This window comes from Mesorhizobium sp. M2A.F.Ca.ET.067.02.1.1 (genome assembly GCF_004023285.1).
Taxonomy (GTDB): domain Bacteria; phylum Pseudomonadota; class Alphaproteobacteria; order Rhizobiales; family Rhizobiaceae; genus Mesorhizobium.
In genome coordinates, this window is sequence record NZ_RZSB01000051.1 from 1 (window position 1) to 16,556 (window position 16,556).

Here is a 16,556-nt window from a genome sequence, read left to right on the forward strand (position 1 = left end):
ATGTACTTAATACGCCCTCCGGGCCCACCAACTATTGCATACCAATGCCTTGCGCTTATGCCTCGGGAATCAAGCGAGCGCTGCTCGATAAATTGATGACTTTTAGATCGAATGATTTTGGGCCCGTTGGTTAATTTCTCAGTAGGTTGATGTCACCTGTGAGACGTAGCGGGACGGGGCATTCTCTTGGATGTCCATTCGGACCCTCCGACGCGTGCTGAAGCCCGGTAACTCCAGTCTCCTCGGTCCGGTCCGCATAACCTCCTGAAGCCCATGCCTAGATCACCGTCTCTCCTCCATCGATAACCAGAATCTGGCCCGTCATGTACGAGGACCGGTCGGACACAAGAAACAGCACCGCCTCCGCGATTTCCTCGACGCTTGCCCAACGACCAAGCGGCACTTTTTCGCGGATGTAGGCTTCGATGGCTTCCCGGCCTCCCATCTGGGCGATGAAAGGAGCATTGAAGGGCGTGTCCACCCAACCCGGGCAAAGCGCGTTGACGCGAATGCCGAAGCGGCCATAGTCGCCGGCCATCTGCCTGGTCATCGCGATCACCGCGTGCTTGGTCGTCGTATAAGCGATCATCTCGCGGTCGTAGAGCACGCCGGAGCTCGACGACGTGTTGAGGATGACGCCGCGGCCTGCCTTCTTCATGAATGGCATGACGATGCGGGCACCCAGGAAGTGAGCCCGCACATTGAGCGTCCAGGACGTGTCGAAGCCTTTGACGCTCACACCGAGCACGTCACCCTCTACCTGTACGCCGGCATGATTGTGCAGGATGTCGATCCTGCCTTGTGTGTCGATGAAATTGCGGAAACAGGCTTCAAGCGCCTGATCGTCGGCCAGGTCGAACACAAGCGCTTTCGCTCGGCCACCAGCAGTAACAATCTGGTCGACGGTCGCGTTCGCGCTGTCAGCGCTGCGGTCCGCCACGCCGACCACCGCACCCTCGCGCGCGATGATCAGCGCTGCCGCCCTGCCGATGCCCGATCCTGCCCCGGTGACGATCGCGGTCCTGTCCTTCAGGATCATCTTTCAGCCCCCTTTCTCCCTGACCCGTAATCCTGCATCATCCGGCGAACGAGCCTCGCCAGCTTGGATGCGCGCCGATCAACCTCTGGGGAAAAAATAGGCATGTACGACTTCGGCCCCTTCAAGTTCGAGTCGAAGCAGGATTTTTTCGACAAGGCAATCCGTTTCTGGAATCCCGACAAGACCAGGTTCTGGCAGAAGGCCGGGATCGATCTGGTTATCGGCAGGCGGGAGGGTTACTTCCTCTACGACATGTCGGGGCGCCGCCTGATCGACCTGCACCTGAACGGCGGCACCTACAATCTCGGTCACCGCAATCCGGAGCTGGTCGAGACGCTGAAGAGCGCGCTCGATTATTTCGACATCGGCAATCACTGGTTCCCCTCCGTGGCGCGCACTGCGCTGGCCGAATCCCTCGTCGATGTCTCGCCGGGAATGAAATATGCGGTCTTCGCCCCGGGCGGCGCGGAGGCGGTGGACATCGCCATCAAGAGTGCCCGCTATGCCACTAAACGGCGCAAGATCGTGTCGATCATCAAGGGGTATCACGGGCATTCGGGGCTCGCGGTGGCGACCGGCGACGATCGCTTCACCAAGATCTTTCTTTCCGACCAGCCGGAGATGTTCATCCAGGTCCCCTTCAACGATATCGACGCCATGGAACAGGCGCTCGAGGGCGAAGACGTCGCGGCGCTGATCATGGAGACGATCCCCGCCACTTACGGCTTCCCGATGCCGAAGGACGGCTATCTCAGCGCCTGCAAGGCCCTGTGCGAAAAGCATGGCGCGATGTACATCGCCGACGAGGTCCAGACCGGCCTGATGCGGACCGGCAGCATGTGGGGCTGGCAGGCCTATGGCGTCCAGCCGGACATCATGGTGACGGCGAAGGGCCTGTCCGGCGGGCTCTATCCGATCAGCGCGGCATTGGTGAACGACAAGGCCGGCGGCTGGCTCAACGAGGATGGGGCGGCCCACATCTCGACCACGGGCGGGGCCGAGCTCGGCTGTGTCGTCGCCCACAAGGTCATCGAGATGCTGCAGCGGCCTGATCTGGTTGCCAATGTTGGCACCGTGACCGAGTTCATGGCACAGGCCATGGGCGAGATGCTGGCTCGGCACGGCGACATCTTCACCGGCGTGCGCCAGAAAGGCGTGATCCTCGGCCTGGAATTCAGCAACCACCCGGAGGGCGCCGTCTTCGTGTCACGCGCACTCTACGAGCAGGGCGTCTGGGCGATCTTCTCGTCGCTCGACAAGCGGGTGCTGCAGTGGAAGCCCGGCGTGCTTCTGGATCGCGAAACCTGCCAGGACATCATGAATCGTTTCGATGCGGCAATGCCGCGCGCCCGGGAGCTGCTGCATCAGGCAGGCAAGGCGAATTGACATGGTCCAAACCTGGTTGAAACTGCCAGGCGTCCAGCGCGGGCTGGCGGTTGGACTTGCTGGGCTCGCAGGGTTCCGGCAGGGGACAAGGGCGCAAAGATAGGGCAGGACGGACAGTGACGGATTTCGAAGCGCTCACCCATGACCAGCAACTCGGCATCCTGCAGGAGACGGCAGAGGCGGCCATCGCCAACTACGATCTGCCGGCGGACGTCTCCGTCACGATGATCAACCTGTCGGAGAACGCAACCTATAAGGTTGCGGCTCCCGACGGCCGGCGCTGGGCGCTCCGCATTCATCGCGACGGCTACCATTCAAGGACGGCCATCCAGTCCGAACTGGCCTGGCTGACCGATTTGCGCCAGACCGGGATCGTGCCCACCCCCGTGCCGGTGGCGGGCAAGGATGGCGAGCAGATCCAGCGTGCCGGCCATGCCAGGCTGGCGCAACCCCGCAATGTCGTGCTGTCGCAATGGGAGACCGGTTCGGAGCCGGGCATAGGCGAAGCGCTCGCCGAACCTTTCGAGGTGCTTGGCGAGGTGACGGCTCGCATGCACATCCACGCCCGGCAATGGAAGCGCCCATCCTGGTTCACTCGCCACGTGTGGGATTTCGAGACAAGTCTCGGCGAGGAAAACCCCCATTGGGGGCGCTGGCGTGACGGCATGGGCGTCGACGCCGCGAAAGCCAAACTCTTTGGCCGCAGTGCGGAGCTGATCTGCCGCAGGCTCGCCGCCTTCGGCAAGGGCCATGACCGCTTTGGCCTCATCCATTGCGACCTGCGGCTCGCCAACCTTTTGATCGACGGCAAGACGGTCAAGGTCATCGACTTCGACGACTGCGGCTTCGGCTGGTTTATGTACGACGCCGCTACACCCATCTCTTTCTACGAGCATGAGCCGCAGGCAACCGATCTCATCCAGTCGTGGACGACCGGCTATCGCCGCGTGCTTGACCTGCCGAGGGCAGACGAGGACGAAATCCCGACCTTCGTGATGCTGCGCCGCCTGTTGCTGGTTGCCTGGATCGGCTCGCACGCTGAAACGGACCTCGCCAAGTCGATGGGCTTCCCATACACCGAGGGAACCGTCGGGCTGTGCGAGGCCTATCTGAGCAAGTTTTCCTGACAGCAATCGTAGGAAAGGCGTGAAACGGTTTTCCCGAGAAAAGCGCGTAGCGCTTTCCCTGGGGAATTGCGTCAGGCAAAGAGATAGAGCGGTTCGTCACGAACCGCTCTATGCCAGTGCCTCCAGGCTCTCCGGAAGGATCTGGCCGCCATCGACGATGATCGTCTGCCCGGTCACGTAGCCGGCTTCCTTCGACGCAAAGTAGAGTGCGGCGTAGCCGATTTCCTCCACGGTTCCAAGCCGCTTGAGCGGGACAGAGGCGGCCATCGTCTTCTGGTAATCCTCGCCCAGGCCGACTAGGCCCTCGGTGATGATGTTGCCCGGCATGACGGCGTTGACGGTGATGCCGTATTTGGCCAGTTCGATGCAGGCCGTGCGCATGAAACCGAGCTGCCCCGCCTTGGTGGCGCCGTAGTGCGACCAACCGGGGAAGCCGGTGACCGGGCCGGTGATCGACGACGTCAGCACGATGCGGCCCTGGTCGGATCTCTTGAGGTAGGGAACGACTGCCTTGACCGCGTGGAAGGTACCCTTGAGGTTGGTGTCGACAACTTCGTCCCATTGTTCGGATGTCATGTCCTCGAGCCGGGCCTGCGGGAAAATTCCGGCATTGGCGCACAACACGTCGATGCCCCCGTTTCTCCCGGCCACTGTCCCAAAAGCGCTCTCGATGCTGGCGAGCGAGGTGACATCGCCAACCACGCCAAAGGCGCCGTGGCCGATCTCGGCGGCAGCGGCTTCGGCCTGGTCGAGATGGCGCGCGATGATGGCGACCTTGGCGCCAGACAGCACGAACACCCGCGATATGCCCTTGCCGATGCCTTTCGATCCGCCGGTAACAACGACGGACCGGCCCTTCAAAGACTGGGTCATGATCTGAAGCTCCAAAATGAGACGGGGACAGAGTGATACCCCGTCCCCGTTGTCGCAAGGATTTCTGGGCGGTAGCGCTTTAGCCTTCGTTCACCATGTGACCGATGTTGGCGTACGCCTTGGGGTTGGTGGACTTCAGCACGAAACCCCAGATCAGGCCGACGATAAGGATCGCAAGCCCGACATAGGGGATGCTCCTGGCGAAGCCATTGGTGCCGCCGAGCGTCGCGAGATTGGCCACCAGCGTGTAGACCAGGACCAGCTGGACCACGAGCGAGATCAACGGCGCGATGACCGTCGCCAGCAGGCTGCCGCCGCCGTTCTTCTTGAACCACATGTAGATCGCCAGCGAGACGACGGCCTGCAGCACCAGCAGCAGTCCGGTGCCGAGCACCGCAAACAGCGTGTAGACGCCCAGCCAGGCCTGTCCCGACGGATCGTCGAAGCCGTAGGCCAGACCGTAGAGCAGGACCCATATCGCCGCCAAAACCGACTGCAGGGCCGAGGCCTTGTGAGGGCTCTTGTGGTGATCATGCGTCTCCGCGATCGCCTGTGGCAGGACGCCCTCGCGTGCCAGCGAGTACAAATAACGGGAAGCGGTGTTGTGAAAGGCCATGCCGCAGGCGAAGGAACTGGTGAGGATGAGCAGCGACATCAGCTGATAGCCCCAGCCGCCGACAAAAGTCTGAATGGGTGTCAGGAAGAAGTTCACGCCGTCGGAGAAGGCCTTGGCCACCATGTCGGCCTCGGTGGGATAGGCCGCCACCGCGCACCAGCTGACGAAGGTGTAAAACAGGCCGAGGCCAATGACTGAGATCAGCAGCGACTGCGGAATGATGCGCTTTGGATCGCGCGATTCCTCGGCGTAGTTCGGCGCCATCTCGAATCCGACCCACGACCAGAACGCCATGAAGATACCGACGGCGGCCTCGCCGGCGGGTATGGCCACTTCGCCGACCTTCTGCTCGGCGACAGGCGTGAACACCTTGAACACATTGAGCGAATCGCCGGAAAAATTCGTCCCGCCATGAGCGAAAAGCACGCCCAGCGAGAAGATCACCAGCATGATCACTTCAAGAATGAGGGCGATCCCGAGCAGCCGTGCCGACACCTTCACGTCGCGATAGGCGAGTGCCGCGATGACCACGATCATAGCGAGCGCGAGCACGATCCACGGCACGTTGATGCCGAAGTGCTGGGAAATCCAAAGATTGCCGAAAAATGCAAACAAACCAGTGAGCGAGGCCTCGAACAGCGAGTAGCAGGCGAGCGAGCCAATGCCGGCCGACATGCCGACCTCGCGGCCGAGCCCTTGGCTGATGAATGAGTAGAACCCACCGACGGACGATACCCGCGATGCCATCGCCGCATAGCCGACCGAGAAGATGGTCAGCACGATCGTCGCCATCAGGAAGGCGGCCGGCGTGTATTTGCCGATGCCGTAGCCTGCCGCGAACGGCACATTGCCCAGCATCGCCGACATTGGCGCCGCGCCGGTGACGGCCAGAAAGAGCACCCCCGCAAGCCCCACGGCTTTCGAGTGCAAAAGGTTGATGCTGTTACTCTTCGAGACGTCGATCGTCCCGCTTGCAGTTTCCGTGGCCATGAAGCCCTCTCCATTCGTGACAGCTGTATGCAGTTCCCCGCACGTGGCGGCCGATGTGTCCCGGCCTGCGAGTGCTGTATTGACACTACGGACGCGGCATCACTTTGCCAAGGCCATGATTTTGCAAAGCTCGGCGCTCGACATGACGTGGCAATAGATCATGTTGATGATTTCGAGCTCCTTGCGATGAAGCTCGTCGGTCGCCGCCGCGCAGCAATCCTCGAGCACGATGACGGCATAGCTTTCGTCGGCCAGGCTGCGCACCGTCGAAGACACGCACTGGTCCGTGAAGATGCCGCAACAGATGACGTTCCTGATGCCAAGATTGTGCAGGATGAGGCGCAGATTTGTCCCGGTCAGCGCGGAATCGGTGGTCTTGGTCACCACGATTTCGTCGCCTGCCGGCTGAAGCTCGGCTACGAGCTGCGATGCCGCGTCGTTCTTTGGCAGCAGCAAATTGTTCCAGCCCGGCATTTTTTGGGAGAGCGAGCGGTCGCGCCCGTCCTTGGTATGGCAGGCGATGCGGGCGAAAAGGCATTCGATGCCATTTGCCCGTGCCAACTCCAGCAATCTTGCCGTGTTCGGTATGACCGCGCCGTGCATGCGCTCGTGGAACGGCGTCCACAGATCGTAGCGCTGCTGTTCCTGCGGTGAAAGCGACGCGCGATCCGGCCGTTCCAGGTAGGTGTTTTGAACGTCGATGATCAGGATGGCGGTCTGTGCCGGCACCAGCACCGGATCATCCGGCTCGGGTGCGCCGAGGTAGTAGAGCGAACGGAATCCGGTTTTCCAGCTCATGCGGTCCTTTCAGAAGCGGGCGGTCCTTCAAAAGCGGAACGTGAAAAGGCCGCGCGCCGCGTAGGTCTCGGCGGCTTCCTCGATGAAACGGGCGATGCGTTCGGCCTGGTAGGTCTCGCGCATCGTGGCGGCGGCCTCGAGCAATTCTTCCTTGGACTTGGCGCGGCCTGGGCGCAGCAGTTCGTAGACCTGCATGATGAAATCCTGCGGCACCTCGACCAGCTCTGCCCCGCGCTCGAAGTTGAGGGCGAGGGTCGGCCGGCCGACATCGCGCGCCACGTCGGCCTGCGCCTGCAGCGCTTGCGGCGTGATGCGGAGGTCTTCCATCGTCACCTCGCCGGCAAGCACCGCATCCAGCGTTATCTCCGGAAGCGCCTTGCCGTGCTTGCCGGTGACGGCGCCAGGCTGGGTTTCGGCGAGCGGATAGTCGGCACGCGTAAGGGTCACTATTGCGCTCCCGTCAGGACGACGTCGACCTCTTCGGGAGCCGCGCCGGCCTCGGTCAGCCCGGTTTCGATGGCGTAGATGAGGGCGACGCGCGCATGATAGCGCGACCCCATGGCCTCGCCTCGCTGCGGCACCACGATGGGCTCCGGCATTTCGCCTAGCGCATAGGCCGCCGCATTGGCACCGAGAGCGCGATAGTGCTCGAGCCTGGTGATCGGGGCATTGGAAAACAGTTCCAGATTGTTGTGCGGCTGTCGGTCACGCTGATGGATGACGGCCGTGCCCTTGGCCTGGATGCCGATGCCGATGCCGCTGCCGGCAAGCCGGGCGGCGGACAGGCCAAGGAAGGAAGTATCAGCCGTATGGCGGAAGCGGACGACGCGCGCCTTAAGCCCGCGCGCGCGGATCGCATCCAGCATGGCGCCAAGCACTTCGGACAGCCGATGTCCGGCCGTCGTCCGGTAGAGCTTCAAGCCGAAGGCCGGGCTGATGCCGATGACCAAATCGTCGGTCGCCGACCCGTTGGCTGCCGGCCCAAGGTTGCGATAGCGGACGTGCCTTGCCTCGTCCTTCTCGTGCAGGGCCTCCGAGCGCAGCACTTCTTTCTGATCCAGCACATCGCGGATGTCGTTGAGCTGCAGGCGCCGTTCCTCGGACACCCGATAGCCGGAGCCGGGGCCGAGATAGTCGTTCGGGTCGTTGACCGCGCTGACGATCCGCCCATTGCGGATCATGGCCGAGGTCTGGAGATAGTCGCCGGAAAGGCGCAGCTTCACCACGTTCAGGAGGTTCTCGGCCTCTTCTCGGAAACCGCGGTTGGCCAGCGCCTTGACCGCGTCGATCACGGTGATGCCGCGCTCCTTGATGGCCTCGCTGATGAAGCTCACGTCGCGCGGCATCAGGCTGCGCGTGTCGTCGGAACCGGAGGCATAAACCACGCTGGTTTTCATGTCCTCGGTCGGTCTCGACAGGCCGAGCTCCTCGAACACCGCGGCGATCGCCGCCACCGCCCGCTCGCGCAACTCGATCGCGCGCGACTCAGGCAGCGGCGTCAACCCGCCATCGGCCTCGAAATCGCGCTGCAGCACCAGATAGTCTTCCAGTTCCTCACCGTTGATCAGCGAAGGGTTGAACGAATTGTCGTATTTCAGGATCGATCCCATCCCGGAGCAGATCAGGTCTGAGCCGGCAATCAGGTAGGGAAGGATCTTGGCGCCGACACGAATTTCCGATTCGGTGGAGCGCGCATCATTGCCTGATGCGCATTCGAGATCGAGCCAGACGGCGATGAGGTTCTCAGCCATCAACTCGCGGACGCCGCCAGGTATGGTGGCGGTCAAGGGCGCGCCGTCAATGCCGCCATTTTGTGTGCCCTGCACGCCCATGCCGCGCTGCAGGCAGAGGCAGCGCGCCTCCAAGTAAAGCAGCGATTTTGCTTCATGGAAGCCCATGAGCAATTCGGAGCCGGCACCCGACGTACAGCGCATCTTGACGCCGCGCGAGGCATAGGCAGCGGCGAGAAATGCCTTGGACCACGGCGTGTCGTCGCCATCGGTGAACGACTTTTCAGTGCCATAGACGGAAACGGTTTCGGCATAGGACGTGAAGCCGGCCATGGCGATGCGCAGTTCCTCCGCCTCCTCGCTGGAGCATTGGAACAGCGTTCCCCAGCGGCCGACGGCGCCGCCCACCGCACACGCCACCGCGTTGGACCAGGCGTTGCGCGACACGCGCATCGTAGTCTCGATCTCGTCGAAGCCGAAGGCGACGGCGGTTGCGGCGTCCGCGGCGAGCTGGAGCGGGTCGTCCTTGGCGTTGGTGACATGCGCCTGGTTGCCTGGCGTCTTGCGTGCTCGCATCTTCGAATAGGCGAAGGCGATCTCCAGCGCGTTGAGCTGCGACACGACCTCGGCGAGTTTTGCAGGCGTCATGCCGTGGGCGAGCCGCACGAGCTTTTCGCGCGGAACGTTCATGTCGACCAGCCAGCGTGCGACGGTCGCCGAGTCCAGCGCCATCGCTTCAGACGCCACCTCCGGGTCGATGTGATGGCGGGCTATGAAGCGGTCGATCATGTCGTAGTCGTGCTCGAGCACTCCATCAAGGGACACGACGCGCCCGCCCTTGATGCCGATGCCGGGTTTGGGATCGGCCGGGCTGGAGAAGGCGGAGAAGCCGTTGGCAGGGTCTTCCGCCGCGAACTTGTCCAGCCGCAACGGCCGCTCGTCCCAGTCAGCGAAGCGCTTCCAGCGGTTCAGTTTCGGCGTCATGCGTGCATTCCTCGACCCAACGGAAAGACTATTGAATGCCCGATCGTCACACAATGGCCTGCATCGAATCTCGCCGAAGGGCCTGCCCTGGCTGCCATCACCACCGGAACCTTGGAGATAGGCGCGGCGCTTACGGAAATGAGTAACCGACGGGATTTCGAGAGCTGCCTACGACCTGGTCAAGATGTCAGTGCTCGCAGACAACATGCGCGGCCGTTGTTCAACTTGAATGACTTGCCCGATTTTGAGTGACTTGCCCGCTCTTCAGGGCCCTTTTTGGTTCATTTTGGGAGGCGCCGTCGCTGCAGATGCTGGAAGAGAATTTCCGCCGCCACTCGGACAAATCGAGCGAGGCGATCGGCTAAGTGCTTGAATTTTTGGTGCCGCTTGCGTGACTCGAACACGCGACCCCATCATTACGAATGATGTGCTCTACCAACTGAGCTAAAGCGGCCCGGGAAGCGTCAGGCTTCCAGAATGGGCTGCGTGATAGACTCAACCGCTCGCCAATTCAAGATGGGCAGCGGCGAATTCCGGCCTCTTTGCCGGCAATTCCCATCTACGGTTACTGCGCAACGGCAGCGGCCGCAGCGCGCGGTGGCGTCCAAGCCGGCTGCCCCACGGCCGCATCGCCCGGCGTGTTCGTGACGAAAAATGTTGATTCTCCAGCAAAAAACCCCGAAATGGCGTTGGATACGCCGGCAAGCAGCCGCTCGCCCGTTGATCGATTGGCCGCCTGCGGCTAACGATCAGGGAACTGTGAGCGAACGCGCAGAGGGAGCTCGCTTGGACCCCATCGAGAAAGCTATCCGCAATGCCTTCGAGAAAGGCAATGCCGAGGACCGGGCGTTCCGAGAGAAGGTCTATCGATCGGCCTTTGCCGCGCTGGACCGCGTCCTGCAGGCCAACCCGAACATCACGGTCGAGGCCGCCATCGGCCGCCGCAAGGCGGTGCAGGCCAAGATCACCGAGATCGAATCAGAGTTCCTGCCGGCCGTCCCCGATGTGACGTTGCCGCCGGAAAATGTGGTGCCGGCCAGCAATGGCGCGCCGGCGCCCCGCGTCGAGGCGCCTGCCGTTTCGGCCGCGCCTTCGGTCGACGCGCCGCTGCCGCCGTCGCAATCAGCACGCTCACCCTCGATCACCGTCGACGGGCCGGTGCAGCCAGATGCTTCGGACCAGCCGCGTTCGCGCGTGCTGCCGCGCGTGCCCGACATCATGCCGGACGAGACAGCACTTCCCGACGCGCCGTCGCTCGATGATTCGCCGGGCGCTCCCGTCGGCAACGGCGCCCAGGTTGCGCCCGACCGCGACGAGCGGCGGATCAGGGGCCGGCGGCTGCCGCTGACCGCGATCTTCGTTGTCGCGACATTGCTCGCCGCCGCCGGCATCGGTCTCTACTTCGCCAAGCAGACCGGTGTCTTCAAGACGGCGGCCGAGCTCGACACCGGCCCGCCGGAACCGACGCCGACCCTTGACAGCGAGGACTCGTCGCAGCCGGGCGACACCGGCTCGCCGCAGAAGCCGGGCGAGGCGGACCAGTCGAAGAACTGGATCAACGTCTTCTCGCCCGCCGACCCGACCCATGTGAGCACGCCGTCCGACGCAGGCGCCGACGTGATGAAGGACGACACCGGCCAGTTCCTGCGCATCCGCTCCGGCGCTTCCGGTTCGGCCATTGCCTTCGATGTCGGCCAGGGCGTGCTGGAGAAGCTTGTCGGCAAGCACGCCATGTTCGACATCGTCGCCCGCTCGGAAGAGGGCAAGGAGACGCAGATATCGGTCGACTGCAATTTCGGCGATCTCGGCGATTGCGGCCGCAAGCGCTACGCCGTCGGCCACGAACGCAACGAATATCTGTTCGACGTGCAGTTCCCGGACAAGCATCCGGGCGCCGCCGGCACCATCGCCGTCAACTCCGACATCGACCAGAAGGGCAAATCGGTCGATATCTACGAGATACGCGTTTCGATCGCGCAGTGATCGCGTCTGTGTAGTTATCGACGCAGGCGCAGCACCCCACCCGCGCCTTCGGCGCGACCTCCCCATCAAGGGGAGGTAGAAGGTCGCGCCAACCCCTAGCTCCCCTCGATGGGGAGGTCGCGCCGCAGGCGCGGGCGGCGTGACAGCGCCGAGGTCGGATTTTTGGCCCTTAGCCATCCAACAACGCTTGCAGCGTCTCGATGCGGTCGGCTTCCGCCGCCGGCTTGTCCCAGCGCAGCCGTGAGATGCGGGGAAAGCGCATCGCGACACCCGATTTATGCCGGGTCGAGCGGTTGAGGCCTTCGAACGCCACCTCCAGCACGAGGCCGTTGCGACGGTCGGCGCGCACCGAGCGCACCGGGCCGAAACGCTCGATCGTGTTGTCGCGCACATATTTGTCGATCTCTCTCAGCTCCTCGTCGGTGAAGCCGAAATAGGCCTTGCCGACCGGCACCAGCTCTTCCGAGCCCTCGGGGCCGGACCACACACCGAACGTGTAGTCTGAATAGAAGCTGGAACGCTTGCCGTGGCCGCGCTGCGCATACATCAGCACCGCGTCGATGGTGTGCGGGTCGCGCTTCCACTTGAACCACGGGCCTTTCGGCCGGCCGGCAAGGTAGGGCGAATCCCAGCGCTTCAGCATCACCCCTTCGATGATCGGATGCGGCGGCGTCTGGCGCAGCCGCTCCAGCGTCTCCCAATCGGGGAACTCGACCAACGGCGACAGATCGAAGCGGCTGGGATCGAGCGTCTTGATGAAGGCCTCGAGGTGCCTGCGGCGCTCCGCGAAGGGCAGCGAGCGCAAATCCTCGCCGTCGATCTGCAGCGCGTCGTAGCAGCGCATGAAGGCCGGATAGCGCTGCTGGATCTTTGGCGACACGCTCTTGCGGTTCAGCCGCTGCTGCAGGTCGGAGAAGGTTCCAGTCGCCTCGCGAGGGTCGCCGACCAAAAGCTCGCCGTCGAGCGCCGCTTCGAAATTCATCGCCGCGGCAAGATCCGGGAACGCGCCGGAGACATCATCGCCGGTGCGCGAATAGAGCCGGCGCACGCCGCCCTCGCAGACCGCCTGCACACGGATGCCGTCCCACTTCCACTCCGCCGCATAAGCGCCGTGGTCGAGCTTTTCGAGGTCGCCGTCGTCGACGGCGTTGGAGAGCATCACCGGCCGGAACAGCGCAAGTGCCGTGCTCCTCGGCTTTTCCGCCCGGCCTTCCAGCCAGGCGAACAGCTCGGTGTAAGGCGGCGTCAGCCCGTGCCAGAGCTCCTCGATCTCGCTGACATCGACTTTGCCAAGATCGGCCAGAGCCTGTTTGGCGAGCCGCGCCGACACACCGATGCGCAGGCCCCCGGTAACCAGCTTGATGATGGCGAAGCGTGCCGAGATATTGGCGTCGTCGAGCAGCCGCGCCAGCACCTTGGGCCCCTCGGAGCGGCTTGCCGCCTGCAGTCTGCCGACCACCTCGGCAAGCGTCGGCACATGGTTGGCGATGTGCCCTTGCGGTTGCGGCCAGACCAGCGACACGGTCTCGGCGAGGTCGCCGACATAGTCGTAGGAATAGCCGAACAGCACCGGATCCATGCGCTCCACCACCAGCGCGCGCAGCATCGCCGGCTTCACCGCCGCGATGTTGAGATCGCCCGTGATCGCCGCCAGCGCCAGGCCGCGATCGGGGTCCTCGACGCTGTGGAAATAGTCTCTGAGCAGCGTCAGCTTGCCGTTGCGCGACGGCGTCAGCACGAGACGGTCGAGGAGCTCGGCGAAGCGGTTCATGCGCGCCACGCCAGGGGCAAAAGCCGGCGCGAGGCCCCCCTCTCTGGCCTGCCGGCCATCTCCCCCTCAAGGGGGGAGATCAGATGTCGCCACGGCTTTCGCCAATCTCCACTGTCGCGGGAGATGCGCCGGCGCCGAAACTGCCAATCTCCCCCCTTGAGGGGGAGATGTCCGGCAGGACAGAGAGGGGGGCCGTAGAGCGCGGCGGTGACGATTGGCGAACACTGTTCCATCAATCGCCCTCGTCCTCATAGCCCACCAGATGCAACGGCCTTACCGCGATGCCCTCCAGCTCGCACCAGCGCACCAGCGCTTCCTCGCGGCCATGCGTGACCCAGATTTCCGCAGCACCCGTTTCCTTGATGGTGATGATCAACTCGTCCCAGTCGGCGTGGTCGGAAATGATCAGCGGCAGCTCGACGCCGCCCTGCTTTGCCCGCTGGCGTATGCGCATCCAGCCCGAGGCGAAGCAGGAGATCGGGTCCGGAAAACGCCGCGCCCAGCGATCGGCGAAGGCCGAGGGCGGGCCGACGACGATCGCGCCGGCGAAATCGGCCTTGGCGCCGCTTTCAACCGTCGCCGGCTCGAGCCGGCCGAGATCGATCCCCTGGCTCTGATAATATTCGCTGAGCTTGGCCAGCGCGCCGTGGATATAGATCGGCTTGTCGTAGCCGGCGTCGCGCAACAGCCGCATCACACGCTGCGCCTTGCCGAGCGCATAGGCGCCGATCAGGTGCGAGCGTTCGGGAAACTGCGCCGCCGATTTCAGCACGCGCGCGATCTCCTCATGGTCCGGCGGATGCCGGAACACCGGCAGGCCGAAGGTCGCCTCGGTGATGAAGACATCGCACCGGATCGGCTCGAACGGCAGGCAGGTGGCGTCCTTTTGCCGCTTGTAGTCGCCGGAAGCGACGATGCGCATGCCCCGGTGCTCGACGCAGATCTGCGCGGAGCCCAGGACATGCCCGGCCGGGTGGAAGGTGACGGCGACGCCGTTCATGTCGAGTGTTTCGCCATGCACTGCCGCCTGCGTCGTTCCGGCGAAATCCTCGCCATAGCGCAGTCCCATGATGTCGAGCGTCGCTTGCGTGGCGAGCACCGAGCGGTGGCCGGAGCGCGCATGGTCCGAATGGCCATGCGTGATCAGCGCCCGCTCGACGGGCCGCACCGGATCGATGAAGAAATCGCCGGGCGGGCAGTAGAGGCCCTCCGGCCGGGGTTTGAGCAGGTCGCTGGCGCGCATGGCTCCAAGATAGTGGCTAAATTCAGCGCGGGAAGCCCGTTGCAAGAGACTGCTGACTCATCTTAAAGCCAGCCGCCGGCTCCGCATCCACGGTGGGATTCCTCACGAATGAAACCGCTCCAGGCCTCCTCGGGCGATTTGACTGCCGACCGTCGCGCCGATTTCGCCGAGATGCTGCTCGCCTCGGGCGAGCCCGCGCAGGCGGCGGAGCTCCTGCTCGGCGCGCTGGAACTGGCGCCGCGATGGGCCGCCGGCTGGTTTCGCCTCGGCGAAATGCAGGAGGCGGCTGACCGCCTCGATCAGGCCGCGCAGGCCTGGGTCATGGTGCTGAAGCTGGACCCCGCGGACCGCCTTGGCGCCGCGCTCAAGCTTCAACTGATCGGCAAGGCGCCCGCGTCGCCTGCGCCTCCCAGCGCCTTTGTCGAGACCTTGTTCGATCACTACGCCGACAGTTTCGAGGAGTCGCTTGTCGGGAAGTTGGGCTATCGGCTGCCGGACTTCCTCGGCCAGGCCATCCGCAAGGCAAGGCCCGGCCGGTTCCGGCTGGCCATCGACCTCGGCTGCGGCACCGGCCTGATGGGCGAAAGGCTGCGCCCGTTCGTCGACCGGCTGGAGGGCTACGACATCTCGGCCGCCATGCTCAGCAAAGCAAAGGCCAAGGGCATCTACGACCTGCTGGCCAAGGCCGACCTTCAGCATTTTTCCCACTCCGGCGCGGGGGCCGACCTCGTGGTCGCGGCCGACGTGTTCATCTATCTGGGCGCGCTCGAACGCATCGTCGGCGCGGTGGTCGGCACGCTTGCCGAGGACGGCCTGATCGCCTTTTCGCTCGAGACGCTTGCCGGCAGCGATGATTTCGCTCTGCGGCCGTCGCGGCGCTACGCCCATTCCGAGGCCTATGCGCGGCGCGTGCTCTCGGCCAACGGGCTTGCAGTCCTGTCTCTGGAAAGCGTGGTTATCCGGCACGATCGGCATGATCCCGTCGAGGGCCTGGCCATTGTGGCCGGCTTTGCCGCTGCATCTGCCGGGTGAGCAATCCGGCACTCTCATGAGCCCGGCCTTGCTGCGAAAAAGCCTGAATGGCATGGTCGGGGTGGCGCGGGGCAGACATCACGAGGAGAAATCCATGCGCTGGACCATGGTTGTGTTGGCGTCCTGCCTGACCGTCGCCGGCTGTGTCGGCGGCACGTCGATGGCCGAGCGCCAGGACGAGGACGTCCAATCCTCATTGCAATATGACGATGTGCCTTGCGATCAATTGCTGGCGCAGCGCAACCAGCTGGCGCAGCAGAACAGTCTGCCGATCACGGCCAAGCCGAGCTTCTCCAATCCGGCGATGGGCTTCGGGCCGTTCACGCCGGACATGCGCTCCAAGGCGCAGCGCGCCAGCAACAAGGCGAGCGGCGAGATCGACGCCATGAACCGCTCGATCGAGCGCCGCGACTGCGGCAAGCCGAAGAAGAAGGAGACGTTCGGACTGCCCGGCTCGCAGCCTTCCTGAGCGTCCGATATTCCGTATTCCGTTTGGGCGCTCTGCTGCATCGACGAGCGTTTGATCGCGCTTGAAAGACCACCGATGAACCTCTCACCTCGGCGAACGCATCTGCATCCTGGGACCGTCCAACAGCGGCAAGTCCACCCTTGCCAACGCAATCGCGCGCAAGCGCGGTCTGGAGGCAGTTCATCTGGACGTGCTTCATCATCTGCCCAATACAGACTGGGAGCCGCGTTCAAAGGACGAATTCATTGCTCTGCACGATGCCGCGATAGCTGGGCAGCGCTGGGTGATGGATGGCAACTACTCGGTTTGCATGCCCCAGCGTTTCCGGCGCGCGACCGGCTTGATCCTGCTGGACGTATCCACACCCATCAGCTTGCTGCGTTATTTCCGGCGATCCCTGTTCGAGACCGGCAGGCACGGCGCCCTGGAAGGCGGGCGCGACAGCGTCAAATGGGACATGATCCACCATATCGCCGTATTCACGCCGCGAAATCGCAAGCTATACAGCGCGATGC

Annotated in this window: 14 protein-coding genes and 1 tRNA gene; 6 read left to right on the forward strand and 9 right to left on the reverse strand. The window is 63.7% G+C overall.

From position 1 onward, the window contains the following. Positions 1–277: 277 nt before the first annotated feature. The gene (locus tag EOA28_RS07135) at positions 278–1,039 is read right to left on the reverse strand and encodes an SDR family oxidoreductase (protein ID WP_127249683.1); all 762 of its coding nucleotides are present in this window, start codon (positions 1,037–1,039) and stop codon (positions 278–280) included. Positions 1,040–1,141: 102 nt separating this feature from the next. Between EOA28_RS07135 and EOA28_RS07140 the strand changes: the two genes are divergently transcribed. Together EOA28_RS07140 and EOA28_RS07145 are read left to right on the forward strand one after the other, a co-directional pair. Beyond that, complete coding sequence (locus tag EOA28_RS07140; RefSeq protein ID WP_127249682.1) at positions 1,142–2,425, forward strand: aspartate aminotransferase family protein; 1,284 nt, start codon at positions 1,142–1,144, stop codon at positions 2,423–2,425. A gap of 116 nt (positions 2,426–2,541) precedes the next feature. Further along, positions 2,542–3,552, forward strand: a complete 1,011-nt coding sequence (locus EOA28_RS07145) for a phosphotransferase enzyme family protein (protein ID WP_127385968.1) — start codon at positions 2,542–2,544, stop codon at positions 3,550–3,552. Positions 3,553–3,660: 108 nt separating this feature from the next. Here EOA28_RS07145 and fabG read toward each other — a convergent pair whose 3' ends face one another. The 6 genes from fabG to EOA28_RS07175 form a co-directional block, all read right to left on the reverse strand. Beyond that, positions 3,661–4,425: a 3-oxoacyl-ACP reductase FabG gene (gene fabG / locus EOA28_RS07150; RefSeq protein WP_128314750.1), complete on the reverse strand. Its 765-nt coding sequence runs from the start codon at positions 4,423–4,425 to the stop codon at positions 3,661–3,663. A gap of 79 nt (positions 4,426–4,504) precedes the next feature. Next, on the reverse strand, positions 4,505–6,031 hold the full coding sequence (locus EOA28_RS07155) for an APC family permease (RefSeq protein ID WP_126079463.1): 1,527 nt from the start codon (positions 6,029–6,031) through the stop codon (positions 4,505–4,507). Between the two features lie 99 nt (positions 6,032–6,130). Next, positions 6,131–6,829 carry a cysteine hydrolase family protein gene (locus tag EOA28_RS07160; RefSeq protein WP_126079462.1) on the reverse strand — a complete coding sequence of 233 codons (699 nt, stop codon included), beginning with the start codon at positions 6,827–6,829 and terminating at the stop codon, positions 6,131–6,133. 27 nt (positions 6,830–6,856) lie between these two features. Beyond that, positions 6,857–7,276, reverse strand: a complete 420-nt coding sequence (locus tag EOA28_RS07165; protein WP_095819267.1) for a diol dehydratase small subunit — start codon at positions 7,274–7,276, stop codon at positions 6,857–6,859. Beyond that, a complete protein-coding gene (locus tag EOA28_RS07170) occupies positions 7,276–9,543 on the reverse strand; it encodes a propanediol/glycerol family dehydratase large subunit (RefSeq protein WP_127249679.1) in 2,268 nt (755 codons plus the stop codon). Before EOA28_RS07170 ends, EOA28_RS07165 begins: the two co-directional genes overlap by 1 nt. 378 nt (positions 9,544–9,921) lie before the next feature. Next, positions 9,922–9,997: transfer RNA gene (locus tag EOA28_RS07175), tRNA-Thr, on the reverse strand. A gap of 332 nt (positions 9,998–10,329) precedes the next feature. Between EOA28_RS07175 and EOA28_RS07180 the strand changes: the two genes are divergently transcribed. Further along, positions 10,330–11,526: a hypothetical protein gene (locus EOA28_RS07180; protein WP_127249678.1), complete on the forward strand. Its 1,197-nt coding sequence runs from the start codon at positions 10,330–10,332 to the stop codon at positions 11,524–11,526. Between the two features lie 169 nt (positions 11,527–11,695). On the opposite strand, the gene EOA28_RS07185 is transcribed toward EOA28_RS07180, so the two are convergent. Both EOA28_RS07185 and EOA28_RS07195 read right to left on the reverse strand, forming a co-directional pair. After that, on the reverse strand, positions 11,696–13,297 hold the full coding sequence (locus tag EOA28_RS07185) for a cisplatin damage response ATP-dependent DNA ligase (RefSeq protein ID WP_127249677.1): 1,602 nt from the start codon (positions 13,295–13,297) through the stop codon (positions 11,696–11,698). Between the two features lie 232 nt (positions 13,298–13,529). Continuing rightward, positions 13,530–14,540 carry a ligase-associated DNA damage response exonuclease gene (locus EOA28_RS07195; RefSeq protein ID WP_128314751.1) on the reverse strand — a complete coding sequence of 337 codons (1,011 nt, stop codon included), beginning with the start codon at positions 14,538–14,540 and terminating at the stop codon, positions 13,530–13,532. A 108-nt stretch (positions 14,541–14,648) separates the two neighbouring features. Between EOA28_RS07195 and EOA28_RS07200 the strand changes: the two genes are divergently transcribed. From EOA28_RS07200 to EOA28_RS07210, 3 genes are all read left to right on the forward strand, one after another. Continuing rightward, positions 14,649–15,572 carry a methyltransferase domain-containing protein gene (locus EOA28_RS07200; RefSeq protein WP_127249675.1) on the forward strand — a complete coding sequence of 308 codons (924 nt, stop codon included), beginning with the start codon at positions 14,649–14,651 and terminating at the stop codon, positions 15,570–15,572. Positions 15,573–15,666: 94 nt separating this feature from the next. After that, on the forward strand, positions 15,667–16,041 hold the full coding sequence (locus tag EOA28_RS07205; RefSeq protein ID WP_126062891.1) for a hypothetical protein: 375 nt from the start codon (positions 15,667–15,669) through the stop codon (positions 16,039–16,041). Positions 16,042–16,141: 100 nt separating this feature from the next. Beyond that, positions 16,142–16,556 (forward strand): AAA family ATPase (locus EOA28_RS07210; protein ID WP_128314752.1); only part of this gene is annotated, 415 nt, incomplete at its 3' end.